Source organism: Flagellimonas alginilytica (assembly GCF_042134605.1).
GTDB lineage: Bacteria > Bacteroidota > Bacteroidia > Flavobacteriales > Flavobacteriaceae > Flagellimonas > Flagellimonas alginolytica.
Map to the genome: position 1 here is coordinate 626,999 of NZ_CP169638.1, position 13,701 is coordinate 640,699.

The window sequence follows — 13,701 nt, forward strand, 5'->3', positions numbered from 1 at the left end:
ACAGCTATGAAACTTGAGCAAACTTTGGAAGAACAACACGACGAAAGAGGTGAGGACCATGTAGGGTCTGCATCTACCGACACACCCATGAGAGAAGATGCTTTTGTATTGAGCGATGAAGAAAAAATCGAGAGAATACAGAGCAATGTAAGAGAAATTATGCTTACGCTCGGACTTGATCTGGATGACGATAGTTTGAAAGGAACACCAAAACGCGTAGCAAAAATGTACGTACAGGAAATCTTCGGAGGATTGCACCCTGATAGAAAACCAAAATCGTCCACGTTCGACAATAAATACAAGTACGGTGAAATGTTGGTGGAAAAAAACATTGTGGTCTATTCCACTTGCGAACACCATCTGCTGCCCATTGTAGGAAGGGCACATATTGCCTATATTTCCAATGGTACCGTGGTTGGTCTCTCCAAAATGAACCGTATTGTAGATTATTTTGCCAAACGACCTCAGGTTCAAGAACGTATGAACATCCAAATTGTAAAGGAACTCCAGAAAGTATTGGGCACCGAAGATGTCGCTTGTGTTATCGACGCAAAACACCTTTGTGTCAACTCCCGTGGAATCCGCGATATAGAAAGCAGCACGGTAACCGCGGAATATGGCGGAAAGTTTAAAGAAGAAGCCACACGAAGAGAGTTCCTGGATTACATTAAACTAGAAACCGAATTTTAATCCTAAAAGATTAATGCAACTTTATAAACACCAACCAGTACGAATCCATAATTCACTTACCGGAAAAAAAGACCTGTTCGAACCCATAAACGAAGGCCACGTAGGCATGTATGTTTGCGGTCCTACCGTATACAGTAACGTGCACTTGGGCAACTGCCGCACGTTTATGTCGTTCGATATGATCTTTAGGTACTTCAAACATTTGGGATATAAAGTGCGTTACGTTCGAAACATCACCGATGCCGGACACTTGGAAAACGATGCTGACGAAGGTGAGGATAAAATTGCAAAAAAGGCCAAACTGGAGCAGATTGAACCCATGGAAGTGGTGCAGCGCTACACCGTGGATTTCCATAACACCCTGCAGCAATTCAACCTTTTACCACCCAGTATTGAGCCAACAGCCACAGGTCATATTATTGAACAAATAGAGATTATTAAAGAGATCCTTGAAAAAGGATTTGCCTACGAAGCAAATGGCTCTGTATACTTTGATGTGGTCAAGTTCAACCAAGATCACGATTACGGAAAATTAAGTGGTAGAAAGTTGGAGGATATGATCACCAACACTCGAGAGCTTACCGCCCAGGACGAAAAAAGAAACCCTCAGGATTTTGCCCTTTGGAAAAAAGCGGAACCCCAGCACATTATGCGCTGGCCATCCCCTTGGGGAGATGGTTTTCCCGGATGGCACTTGGAGTGTACTGCCATGAGCACCAAATATCTTGGCGAAACCTTCGATATTCACGGCGGAGGAATGGACCTTAAATTCCCCCACCACGAGTGCGAGATCGCACAGGCAGAGGCCAGTACGGGTAAATCCCCTGTAAACTACTGGATGCACGCCAATATGTTGACCCTGAACGGCAGAAAAATGTCCAAATCCACGGACAACAACATCTACCCTGCCGAAATTTTTAGCGGCGACAATAATATTTTAAGCAAGCCCTACACCCCTGCAGTGGTTCGCTTCTTTATGATGCAGGCACATTATACCAGCATTTTAGATCTTAGTGACGAAGCATTACAGGCATCTGAAAAAGGGTACAACCGTTTGATGGATGCTTTGGACGGAATCGATAAACTCAAAACCGCAGACAAAACAGATTTTGATGTGGCTACTTGGAAGCAGAAATGCTACGATGCCATGAACGACGACTTCAACACGCCAATTTTAATTGCACAGTTGTTCGAAGCCGTAAAGCATATCAACTTGATCAAAGAGGATAAGGAAACCATTTCTGCAGAGGACAAAGAAGTGCTTGCTAGTTCACTGAAAGCCTTTGTATACGATGTGCTCGGTATCGAAAATCAATCCATGGCCAAAGATGATTCCAATACGCTCAATGGAGTTATGGAATTATTGATTGATATTAGAAATGAAGCCCGTGCCAAAAAGGACTTTGCCACTTCCGACAAAATCAGGGACCAATTGGTTGAACTGGGCATCCAAATCAAAGATGGCAAGGACGGGACAACTTTCAGCGTTAACTAGTGCTTGATAAATTTTGATTGGTACTCCCCTGGCGAAACGTGTATTTTTCGCTTGAACAAACGGTTGAAATACGAGCGGTTTTCAAACCCACATTCCAAATAAATCTCCTTTATTTTCCTATCGGGATCTTTTAAGAGATTGATGGCCATTTTTATGCGCTCGCTGTTAATGTAATCAATCGGGGTTACTCCTAATTCTTCTTTAAAAGTCTTATGGAAATGCGATTCGCTCATACAGGCTTTTTTACTCAAATCGCTCACGGACAAAGGTTCGTGCAAGTGCTGTGAAATATATTCAATTACATAGGCCAACCGATTGTTCGAACTTATTTTAGAGGCATTTTGCATGTATTTTTCCCGCGTATTGCCCTGCAAGATTCGAATAATCAATTCCTGAAGCATGTTGTCCACAAAATAGTCTTTGGACGGATGGTTCTCCGTGAACAAGTACAACAATCGCTGAATAATACCATAAATACTGGCATCGTTGGTAAAGTGGTAGTTGTAATCCATCAAAACCCATTCAGTTCCATCGTGTTTCGGCATTACTTCGTTCATTAAATTGATGACTTTGTTTATTTTTTCATCGGAAATGGCCATGGCCAAGCAACGTGTCGGATTCTCTTCGTTCGCTTCAGGAAAATCAATGCACATAACTTCATTGGAGGGAAGAATCAAGGACTCACCCGGCAGGAAATTAAATGACTTCTTATCCCTGAGATGCATTACCTTTTTCCCTATCAGCATAGAGGCGAGCACAGGTTGATCAAACTGAAGGAATACTTTTTCTGCTTGCAGATGCGTCTCAAAAACATGCATTGAAGCATTGTTCAAAGTATAGGAGGTTTGGTTCTCGACCAAATATTCCAGCTTTCTTTCTTTAAAGAATTTATCCGGTAAATGCATATAAAATACCTACTTCTTAATAAATTATATAAATACTTAATAAATATAAAAATTATGATACTGTTTTTTGTTAAAAGTATAAAAACAAAGAGAATTGGTCATGTCATTAATAGTATACGTCAGATATACGGGGTTCAAAATCAATACTTTTAGAATCAGCCACTTGAGCAAAGTGCGCAACACATAAAAATTAATTTTAACAACAAGTATTATGAGCAATGTACAAACTACGGAACGTAGTGTTTTGGAAAAACCTAAGTTCAAAGATCAGTATGAAAATTACATCGGCGGAAAATGGACCCCACCGACAAAAGGGGAATATTTTGACAATATTTCTCCTGTCGATGGGAATGCATTCACCAAAATTGCGCGATCTACGTCCGAGGATGTGGACAAAGCCATCGATGCAGCGTGGGCGGCAGCACCAGAATGGAACAATTCCTCCGCAACCTACCGCAGCAACTTATTGTTAAAGATTGCCGACGTTATGGAAAACAATCTCGAGGCTTTGGCCCGTGCTGAAACCTGGGACAATGGCAAAGCCTTGCGCGAGACACGTGCCGCGGACATGCCATTAGCGGTTGACCACTTCAGGTATTTTGCGGGAGTAATTCGCGCAGAAGAAGGTTCCGTAAGTGAGTTGGATTCCAACACCGTGTCCATGAACGTTTTGGAGCCTCTAGGTGTGGTCGGTCAAATCATCCCATGGAACTTCCCTATCCTGATGGCCGCATGGAAATTGGCCCCCGCATTGGCCGCTGGGAACTGTGTAGTACTTAAGCCTGCAGAGCAAACACCCGTTGGAATCCTTATTTTGATGGAACTTATAGAGGATATTCTACCCGCAGGCGTACTTAACATTGTAAATGGATTTGGCTTGGAAGCAGGAAAACCATTGGCTTCCAGTCCACGCATAAAAAAAATCGCGTTTACGGGAGAAACCACTACTGGGCAATTGATCATGCAATATGCGTCCAAGAACATTATTCCCGTGACCTTGGAGTTGGGCGGTAAATCCCCGAACGTTTTCTTCGAAAGCATTATGGATGCGGATGATGAGTTCTTCGATAAATGTTTGGAAGGCGCTGTAATGTTTGCCTTGAACCAAGGGGAGGTCTGTACCTGCCCATCCAGAATATTGGTTCAGGAAAGCATTTATGACAAATTCATTGAGCGAGTTATAGAGCGTACCAAAGCCATCAAACTTGGCCATCCGTTGGATCCAACCACCATGATGGGCGCACAAGCATCGAATGATCAGTTCGAGAAAATCATGAACTACATCCAAATAGGTAAAGAAGAAGGATGCGAAGTTCTGGCAGGAGGTGACGCTGCTTATAACGAAGGCCTGGAAGGTGGGTATTACATTCAACCCACTATTTTGAAAGGAAACAACAAAATGCGCGTATTCCAAGAAGAAATTTTTGGTCCCGTGGTCTGTGTCACCACTTTTAAAGATGAAGCAGAAGCACTGGAAATCGCCAACGACACCCTTTATGGATTGGGAGCGGGAGTTTGGACACGCGATATGCACCAAGCCTATAAAATCTCCAGACAGATACAAGCTGGCAGGGTTTGGGTAAACTGCTATCACAACTACCCTGCACATGCACCGTTTGGAGGATACAAAAAGTCAGGAATCGGAAGAGAAAATCATAAAATGATGCTCAGCCACTATACTCAGACCAAAAATATGCTGATTTCCTACGATAAGAACAAATTAGGCTTTTTCTAGGATGGAAAACTTGATTAAACGTGTATTGGTTTCGGACCATGCCATAAAAATAATTGATCAATTGAGGGAACACCATGGCGAATTGATGTTCCACCAAAGTGGGGGCTGCTGTGATGGCTCCTCACCCATGTGCTTTCCCAAAGGTGAGTTGATGCTCAATGAAAACGATGTGAAATTGGGCACCATCCACGGCTGTGATTTTTTTATGAGTAAGGACCAGTTCGAATACTGGAAACACACACAGCTCACGGTCGATGTGACCACGGGACGTGGTGCCAGTTTTAGCCTGGAAATTCCGTTGGGACTCCGTTTTGTCATCAAATCACGATTGTACACGGATGGGGAACGAGAACATTTGGCGCCCGTACAACCCGCAGAAGAAGTGTAGCATAAGCCCCGACAAATTCGGGGCTTTTTCATACCTTGTCCTTGGATTCACCCGGAAGACAATATGAAGAAAATTTTGATAGCGCCATTTGTTTTGTTGGTAAGGTTTTACCAACTTTTTATATCCCCCATGTTTCCGTCCACATGCCGCTATTCCCCCACTTGTTCACAATACACCCTGGAAGCCTTAAAAAAGCACGGACTCTTTAAAGGCGGATGGCTTTCTATTAAACGTATAGCCAGTTGCCACCCCTGGGGAGGAAGCGGATATGATCCTGTCCCTTAAAAAATTGCGCTTTAATTAACACCCTGCAACCGTTCAAAGTAGTTATATTAGTCCAAAATTTATTTCAATGTACTTTCTAGGATTTGACTGGAACCCCGAAGGAACTCTTTTTAAACTGGGTTTTCTACAGATAAAATATTACAATTTGCTATGGATTGCCGCCTTCATATTAGGCTGGTTCATCATGAAGAAAATCTTCTTGAACGAAAAGAAGTCCATGGAAAAACTGGATTCCCTTTTTATTTATACCGTGGTATCCATAATGCTCGGAGCACGATTGGGGCACGTATTTTTTTACGATTGGGACTACTATAAAGATCATTTGGCAGAAATCCTTTTACCTATCCACGAAAACGCGAACAGTTCGCTCTTCGGTATCATCAATGGGTACGAGTTTACCGGCTTTACAGGCTTGGCCAGTCATGGAGCTACTATCGCTGCCATTATCGGTATTTGGTTGTATACTCGTAAATGGAAAGACATTAAAATGCTTTGGCTATTGGATAGGTTGGTAGTTCCCTCTGCAATCGGTGCCGCATTTGTAAGGTTCGGTAATTTTTTCAATTCCGAGATCAATGGAAAAAAAGTGGATGAAGCCTATTTCCTAGCAACTCGTTTTATCCGTGATTCGGACGATATGCCTGCATATCAGGCGATGGCACTCACCAAAGAAAAAACACCGAACGCAGCCTACAAAGCCATTCAGCACAACCCGGAGTTCTCTGAAGTTTTACAGTCCATACCATTTCGCCATCCCGCCCAATTGTACGAGGCCATTTGTTACATTTTCGTATTCGTGGTTCTATACCTGCTCTACTGGAAAACAGATTGGAAAAACAAACCAGGCTTCCTTTTTGGTTTGTTTATGGTTCTTTTGTTCGTGGTAAGGTTCTTTGTGGAATTCTACAAAAAAAGCCAAGGCGGTTTCGAAGATACCCTCGGCATGCTTTCCACTGGACAATGGCTCAGTATCCCCATGATTTTGATCGGTGTATTTTTTATGGTAAAACCAGCACCTGTAGAACCTTAGCGACATGGCAAATTTTGGAAAAATAATAATATTCACGGTTGTTTTGATTCTGGTATCGTGCAAGAGCGAATCCAAACAAGCCATTAAAACAGAAACGGTTTCCTTTACAAAAGAGGGAGAGCTAACCATTCTTTCTGAGGAATCAGAAGCCATAAAGGCTAGTTTTGAAATCGAGATTGCCGAGTCGGAATACGAGACACAAACTGGGTTAATGTACCGAAAATCCATGAAAGAGAATCGAGGAATGCTATTTATTCAGCCCACAGAATCCTTGCAGTACTTTTACATGAAGAACACAGAAATTCCCTTGGATATAATTTACATTGATTCAGGAATGAAGATTGTGAGCTTTCAAAAGAATGCACAACCATTCAATGAAGATACCTTACCATCCAATGTCCCTGCAAGATATGTATTTGAAATTAACGCAGGGCTTTCGGATAAATTGGGACTACAAGTTGGTGATAGTATTTCATTTACACGTGATTAAATGTCTAAATACCTACTGGACAACCAAACATCCGACCGACTGCTTTATCGTAAGTTGACCGATTCGGATTTCGAAGATTGGCTCCCTTTCTACAACGACCCAAGATCCACACAATACTGGGACGGTCTGCCCAAAGATCCCGTAGAAGCTTGCAAAGCACAGTTCGAACGGGTATTTGAACGCTATCAAAACGATTTAGGTGGCATGAACGCCCTAATTTTAAAAGAATCCGGAAAACTGATCGGTATTTGCGGACTCCTAGTTCAAACTGTGGACAATGTAAAGGAACTGGAAATTGGCTATTCCATTCTACCCAATTATTGGCTTAAGGGTCTTGCATCTGAAGCTGCCCGAAAATGTAAGGCCTTTGCGTTTGAAAACAATTTTTCGGATTCCCTGATCTCCATTATCCATGTGGACAACATACCCTCCCAAAAAGTCGCAATAAACAATGGTATGTACTTGGACAAAACAACAGTCTACAAGAACAATCCTGTACATATTTTTAGAGTTAAGCGAGGATAATCGTAATTTTAAGGCAATACCAATTGCCTCATGAAGCTACACAAAAGCTACACTATCCTTACGCAGAACAATTCCAATACCAAACAATTGGTTCAAAATCTATTGAAGAACGATCCAATTGATGGGCTGCTCGAACTACAGAACTTAAAAGGTCTGCTTTTCTCAAAGTCAGAAATTGACCGTTATATGGACGAAGAGGAACGCCACGATATTAAAATTTTGACCAAGGACAGCGAACAGCCGTTAAAAACCATGAGCAGTGGAGAGCAAAAAAAAGTGCTACTTACCTATCTGCTTCAAAAAGACCCGGATTTTTTAATCTTGATAAATCCATTCGATAATTTGGACACTGACACACAAGCCAAATTGAAAGAGGAACTTGTAAGTATTTCATCAAACAAAATTTTGGTACAATTGGTAAGTAGATTGGATGATATTTTGCCCAACACTACCGATTTTTTTAAACTTGATGGAAATACGCTACACCACTATTGTTCATCCGATGAGTTTTGGACGCAAAACAAAATGGAACCCATACCTTTTAATGGCACCATTCCTCCATCTTTGTCACAAGTCACAATTGACCATAAGGAACTGGTAAGTTTTAAGAAGGTTTCGGTCAGCTTTAATGGCCGCCAAGTACTGAACAATATAGATTGGACCATAAACAAAGGAGAGTTTTGGCAATTGAAAGGTCCGAATGGAAGCGGAAAGTCCACACTATTGTCCATGATCACAGGGGACAGCCATAAAGGTTACGGCCAAGATTTGACCATTTTTGGCCTACAAAAGGGCAAGGGTGAAAGTGTTTGGGACCTCAAACAAAACATCGGCTATTACACTCCGGCAATCACCAATACATTTAGAGTATACCACAGTCTGGAAAATATGATCATTTCTGGCCTGCACGATTCCATTGGACTGTATGTACAACCAACCGACCGTGAAAAAAATTTGGCCGAACAATGGCTTCAACTACTCAATTTGGAAACTCGAAAAAATGAGTATTTCAAAGATCTAACAATTGGTGAAAGCCGATTACTTATGATGGCACGGGCCATGATAAAACACCCTCCTTTGTTAATTTTGGACGAACCTACTGCTGGACTTGACGATAAGAGCGCCAATCTTTTTGTTGCCTTGGTGAACAAGGTGGCCAAAGAAAGCGACACTGCCATAGTTTTTGTCTCACATAGAGAAGAACCTCAGTTACATCCAGAACACATCTTTGAACTACAACCATCCGAAATGGGATCGACGGGTAAACCATCACAAAAAATTCATAAATAGATTGGCGCACGGCGCATTTTTTTACAAAAACCACTGATTTGATCACTGATTGTATTTATTCAGGATAGTTCACAAAAAAAGACCCTCTAAAAAAGAGGGTCTTTAATATAAAGTGTAATATAAAAAACGAAAAACTACGATTCGGTTGCTTCAGCAACTTTGTTCTTTAATGAATCGAACATCACCGGTGTTGCGATAAATACAGATGAATATGTACCTACGATTACACCAATGATCATCGCGAACATAAATCCTCTTAGGCTCTCGCCTCCAAAAATAAAGATAGCCAACAACACGATCAATGTGGTAAGCGAGGTGTTCAAGGTTCGGCTCAATGTACTGTTCAATGCCAAGTTAATGTGCTCTCCACCCTTCCAGCCTTTTAGGCCAGTTACTTCACGAATACGGTCGAATACTACCACCGTATCGTTCAGGGAATAACCAATTACGGTTAGGATGGCCGCAATAAAGGCTTGGTCAATTTCCATGTTGAACGGCATTATGCTACCTGTAAGGGAGAATATACCCAAAACGATCATAACATCGTGGAATACCGCTACCACAGCCCCTAAAGAGAACTGCCATTTTCTAAACCTGAAAAGAATATAAAGGAATACTACCGCCAAGGAACCGATAATGGCCAAGAAAGCGTTTTTCTTGATATCATCCGCGATGGTAGGCCCAACCTTAACAGATTGAAGGATACCGATAGATTTTTCGGAAGCACCAACGGTAAAATCTTCAAAAGAAGTTCCGTCTGGCAAATATTTTTGTAGCGATGTGTACAGCTTATCCTGGATCTCCGTATCTATCTCCACTCCTTCTTGATCCACTTTGTATGGTGTGGTCACTTTTATCTGATTGGCATCACCAAAAGTTTTCACATTGGTACCACTACCGAATACCGTATTAAGTTCGGATGCAATCTCCGAAGGGTTCACAGCTTTCTCAAAACGGATCTGATAAGAACGTCCTCCTATAAAATCAACCCCTTGGTTAAGTCCATTGGTAAACAACGAGAAAACACTCACCGCTACCAAAATGGCGGATACCACATAGGCGATCTTTCGTTTGGACAAGAAGTTGATATCCAAATTGGTAAACAGGTTCTTTGTGATACCTGTACTGAAATCGAGGCGCCTTCCTTTTTTGCTCGTGTAGGCCTCGATCATTAATCGAGTAACAAAAATGGCCGTGAACAAGGAAGTAACAATACCGATCATCAAGGTCGTGGCAAAACCTTTAATTGGTCCTGAACCAAAAACAAAAAGAATGATCGCAGTAAGACCTGTAGTAATATTGGCATCCAAAATAGAGGACAAAGCGTTTCCAAAACCATCGGCTATGGCTTGTGCCTTTCCTTTTCCGCGCGCCAACTCTTCTTTAACCCTTTCAAAAATAAGTACGTTGGCATCTACCGACATACCTATAGTCAGTACAATACCCGCAATACCTGGCAATGTCAATACAGCGCCAAGGCTGGTCAGCACACCAAAAATCAACAAAATATTGAATACCAAAGCGATATCCGCAAACACTCCTGCTCTACCGTAGTAGAATATCATCCAAAGCAAAACGAACGCCATGGCGATCATAAAGGACATAAATCCACTATCGATAGCTTCTTGACCCAAAGATGGGCCTACCACTTCTGACTGGATAATATCCGCAGAAGCAGGAAGTTTACCCGCACGCAAAACGTTGGCAATATCTTTGGTCTCGTTTACAGTAAATGTTCCCGTAATCTCCGAACGCCCACCAGAAATTGGCCCCGAAGAAACCCCAGGTGCAGTGTACACTTTGTTATCCAATACAATGGCAATACCAGTTTGGTTGTTGTAGGCATCCCCCGTTAATTCTTCCCATTCTTTGGCACCACGAGTATTCATCGTCATGCTAACGGCCGGTTTATTGAACTGATCAAAGGTATCCTGAGCATCGGAAACAACATCTCCGCTAATCCTTGGTGTACCTTCTCGGTTAGATTTCAATGCATACAAGTCAACTATTTCCGCATCTTGCGAAGGTCTTTCCCAAAGGAATTTGGTAAACTGAACATCATTCGGCAATAGCCTTTTAATTGCAGGCATTCTTAAATACCCGCCAATTTCTGCGGTATCGGCCACCAAGGCTCTTGCTATGGCGTGACTCCCTGGATCGGCCGGAATCAATTTACCCAAAATCGGATTGGCATCCTGTGACATATCCAACGAGTCTTGAGCTACATCGGATAGCAGGGAATCAATTTCCGATTCCGGTTTTGAGATTTCGTCTTCGGTAGACGTTTTCGGCTCCAAAATCTCTTTTAAACGTTCGTTGGCATTAACCAAAAACGTTGCAATACTTTGGTTGCTCTGTGGATAGGTTTCCCAAAATTCCAACTGTGCCGTACTGGACAACAATTCCTGGGCACGGGCAATATCCTTGGCCCCTGGAAGTTCCACTAAAATTCTTCCCGAGTTACCTTCTCTTTGAATATTGGGCTGTGTTACCCCAAAACCATCGATACGCTCTCGCAAAACTTCGAACGCAGAAACTATGGATTCATCAATCTTTCTTCTGATGATGGGTTTTACCTCATCATCGGACATTTGAAAATTAATATCATCGCTCAGTCCTTTATTGGCAAAAATGTCCGGTGAGGCCAGTTTGGTATCTCCTTTGATATTGTCAAAAGCTTCGAAAAACAGTTCCAAATAGGTGTTGTCACTATTTTTTGATGCTTCGTCGGCATCTGCCAAGGCTTTGTTGAACACAGGGTTCTTAGTGTTGTTGGCCAAGCCTTTTAAAATATCCTTAACGGAAATCTGAAGAGTAACGTTGATACCTCCTTTAAGGTCCAATCCTTTGTTCAACTCTTTTGTTTTGGCATCCGCGTAGCTCGTATACCCCAAAACAGTATTATCACTGATGGAATCCAAGTACGATGCCTCTAAAGCTTCGCGCTTTGCAACATAATCTTCCTCAGCCTCCGAAATTTGGCCAATTGCGTAAGCCTCAGCATCTTTCTCCAACTTATTAGTGATGAAAGTATAAGATAACTGATAGATGCTCACCAAGCCAAAAAGGATCGCGAAAAGCCTTATAAGTCCTTTATTCTGCATTGATTGTTAATTTTTTAGAAGTTTTCTTAAACAGCGTGCAAATATATCATTTCCGATAAGATTTGACAATAGAATTTGATGTAATTGCAATTACTGTTAATGGTTACGGTATAAAATTAAAAATGTCATCCCGGACAAACCTAAAGATTTCCATCCAATTTGATGGTAATTTTCTTTTAGTCGATGCCCAAAATGACATTTTAACCGATAGGGTTTAAATCTAGACCTCTAGCAGTCCGTTGGTCTTTTTTACACCTTCGGCACTTTCCTGCATTTTGGCCTTTTCGGCATCGGACAATTCTATCTCTACAATTTTCTCGATACCATTTTTACCTAGGATTACCGGCACCCCTATACAAATATCGTTTAGTCCGTACTCACCTTCCAACAGTGATGAGCAAGGGAACATTTTCTTTTGATCACATGCAATGGCCTGGACCAAGCTGGAAACGGCAGCACCTGGGGCATACCAAGCACTTGTACCCAACAATCCGGTCAAAGTAGCACCTCCAACTTTGGTTTCTTCCACAACCCAGTTCATTTTTTCTTCGGATAGGAACTCGGAAACTTTTACACTGTTTCTTGTAGCATGGCCGATCAAGGGCACCATTCCTTTATCGCTGTGCCCACCGATCACCATACCATCCACATCTGAAATAGGTGCTTCCAAGGCTTGGGCCAATCTATATTTGAAACGGGCACTGTCCAAAGCTCCACCCATTCCTATAATTCTATTTTTAGGAAGTCCTGTTGCTTTGTGCACCAAATAGGTCATCGTATCCATTGGGTTGCTCACTACAATAATAGTTACGTTAGGAGAGTGCTCCAAAAGGCTTGTGGCCACGGTTTTCACAATGCCAACATTAATACCTATCAACTCTTCACGCGTCATACCAGGTTTACGAGGAATTCCCGAAGTGATCACTGCAATGTCGCTATTGGCAGTCTTACCATAATCGCTAGTAGACCCGGTAATTTTGGTATCAAATCCGTTCAATGATGCCGTTTGCATCAAATCCATGGCCTTACCTTCGGCATACCCTTCTTTGATGTCCAATAAAACTACTTCCGATGCAAAATTTTTCATTGCTATGTACTCAGCGCAACTTGCTCCAACTGCGCCTGCTCCTACTACGGTAACTTTCATTTGTATAGATTTAAATTTTAGTCCTCAAAAATAAGGCATTTAGGGCAGATAAAAACTGACATTTACCAGTTTTAGACCATCAATTCCGGTAAAAACAACAAAGTTGACATGGATTTAACGATACCTAGATCACTCTTGAGCAGCATAAGAGTTGTGCAATAAAATATTTTATCCGTTTTATACAATAGATTCTTACAAACCTACGTTCTTATAGTCCCAAATTTAACGTAACCTACTTGACCTATGAAAAAGCTCTTTTCATTGTTGTCCATTCTTGGCATTATAGCCATAAGCAACTGTACCAGTGTTCCGGACAACCACGATCCCATTCTGGGTATCTGGGCAAAAACTGCATCTTCAACTATTGAAGGAAAAAATTCGAACACGATCCGTGAAGAGTGGATTTTTAACGATGTCTATCTAGGAAGATACCAGAGATACACCAACTCCCAATTAGATTTTTACACCGATTTTAAATGGTCGCAAGAAAATGGCGCCTATTCCATTATTTATGGCGACCCACAGGTTACCGATATAACCGTTAGTTTGGAAAAAGCAAAAACCCCCGAAGTATTAACCTTGGATAATGGCTCGGTCTTCGCCACCAGGGAATGACG

13 protein-coding genes are annotated in these 13,701 nt (G+C 41.9%); 10 read left to right on the forward strand and 3 right to left on the reverse strand.

The features are described from left to right. Positions 1 to 6 precede the first annotated feature (6 nt). Positions 7 to 690: a GTP cyclohydrolase I FolE gene (folE, locus tag ABTP35_RS02780; RefSeq protein ID WP_375334443.1), complete on the forward strand. Its 684-nt coding sequence runs from the start codon at positions 7 to 9 to the stop codon at positions 688 to 690. A 13-nt stretch (positions 691 to 703) separates the two neighbouring features. Next, on the forward strand, positions 704 to 2,185 hold the full coding sequence (cysS, locus tag ABTP35_RS02785; RefSeq protein WP_375334444.1) for a cysteine--tRNA ligase: 1,482 nt from the start codon (positions 704 to 706) through the stop codon (positions 2,183 to 2,185). Here cysS and ABTP35_RS02790 read toward each other — a convergent pair. Further along, entirely contained in the window at positions 2,182 to 3,090 is a 909-nt protein-coding gene (locus ABTP35_RS02790; RefSeq protein WP_375334445.1) for a helix-turn-helix domain-containing protein, read from the reverse strand. The two genes, cysS and ABTP35_RS02790, sit on opposite strands and share 4 nt — an antisense overlap. Positions 3,091 to 3,301: 211 nt before the next feature. Here ABTP35_RS02790 and ABTP35_RS02795 point away from each other — a divergent pair, with 211 nt between their 5' ends. The 7 genes from ABTP35_RS02795 to ABTP35_RS02825 all read left to right on the forward strand — a co-directional run bounded on the left by ABTP35_RS02795 (position 3,302) and on the right by ABTP35_RS02825 (position 8,833). Next, positions 3,302 to 4,825: an aldehyde dehydrogenase family protein gene (locus ABTP35_RS02795; RefSeq protein WP_224835317.1), complete on the forward strand. Its 1,524-nt coding sequence runs from the start codon at positions 3,302 to 3,304 to the stop codon at positions 4,823 to 4,825. 1 nt (position 4,826) lies between these two features. Next, positions 4,827 to 5,213, forward strand: a complete 387-nt coding sequence (locus ABTP35_RS02800; RefSeq protein ID WP_375334446.1) for a DUF779 domain-containing protein — start codon at positions 4,827 to 4,829, stop codon at positions 5,211 to 5,213. A 63-nt stretch (positions 5,214 to 5,276) separates the two neighbouring features. Continuing rightward, a complete protein-coding gene (yidD, locus tag ABTP35_RS02805) occupies positions 5,277 to 5,498 on the forward strand; it encodes a membrane protein insertion efficiency factor YidD (RefSeq protein WP_224835319.1) in 222 nt (73 codons plus the stop codon). A gap of 67 nt (positions 5,499 to 5,565) precedes the next feature. Continuing rightward, complete coding sequence (lgt, locus tag ABTP35_RS02810; RefSeq protein WP_224835320.1) at positions 5,566 to 6,528, forward strand: prolipoprotein diacylglyceryl transferase; 963 nt, start codon at positions 5,566 to 5,568, stop codon at positions 6,526 to 6,528. 4 nt (positions 6,529 to 6,532) lie between these two features. Beyond that, positions 6,533 to 7,018: a DUF192 domain-containing protein gene (locus ABTP35_RS02815; RefSeq protein ID WP_293294057.1), complete on the forward strand. Its 486-nt coding sequence runs from the start codon at positions 6,533 to 6,535 to the stop codon at positions 7,016 to 7,018. Continuing rightward, the gene (locus tag ABTP35_RS02820) at positions 7,019 to 7,543 is read left to right on the forward strand and encodes a GNAT family N-acetyltransferase (RefSeq protein ID WP_293294055.1); all 525 of its coding nucleotides are present in this window, start codon (positions 7,019 to 7,021) and stop codon (positions 7,541 to 7,543) included. Positions 7,544 to 7,573: 30 nt separating this feature from the next. Then, positions 7,574 to 8,833 (forward strand): ATP-binding cassette domain-containing protein, encoded by a 1,260-nt coding sequence (locus tag ABTP35_RS02825; protein ID WP_293294053.1) that lies wholly within the window; start codon positions 7,574 to 7,576, stop codon positions 8,831 to 8,833. A 134-nt stretch (positions 8,834 to 8,967) separates the two neighbouring features. Here the strand turns inward: ABTP35_RS02825 and secDF are convergent, their stop codons facing one another. Continuing rightward, entirely contained in the window at positions 8,968 to 11,937 is a 2,970-nt protein-coding gene (gene secDF, locus ABTP35_RS02830) for a protein translocase subunit SecDF (RefSeq protein ID WP_252079073.1), read from the reverse strand. A 220-nt stretch (positions 11,938 to 12,157) separates the two neighbouring features. Then, positions 12,158 to 13,084, reverse strand: coding sequence for a malate dehydrogenase (mdh, locus tag ABTP35_RS02835; RefSeq protein WP_293294050.1), 927 nt, complete (start codon positions 13,082 to 13,084; stop codon positions 12,158 to 12,160). 243 nt (positions 13,085 to 13,327) lie between these two features. Between mdh and ABTP35_RS02840 the strand changes: the two genes are divergently transcribed. Continuing rightward, the gene (locus ABTP35_RS02840) at positions 13,328 to 13,699 is read left to right on the forward strand and encodes a hypothetical protein (RefSeq protein WP_224835326.1); all 372 of its coding nucleotides are present in this window, start codon (positions 13,328 to 13,330) and stop codon (positions 13,697 to 13,699) included. Positions 13,700 to 13,701: the final 2 nt, after the last annotated feature.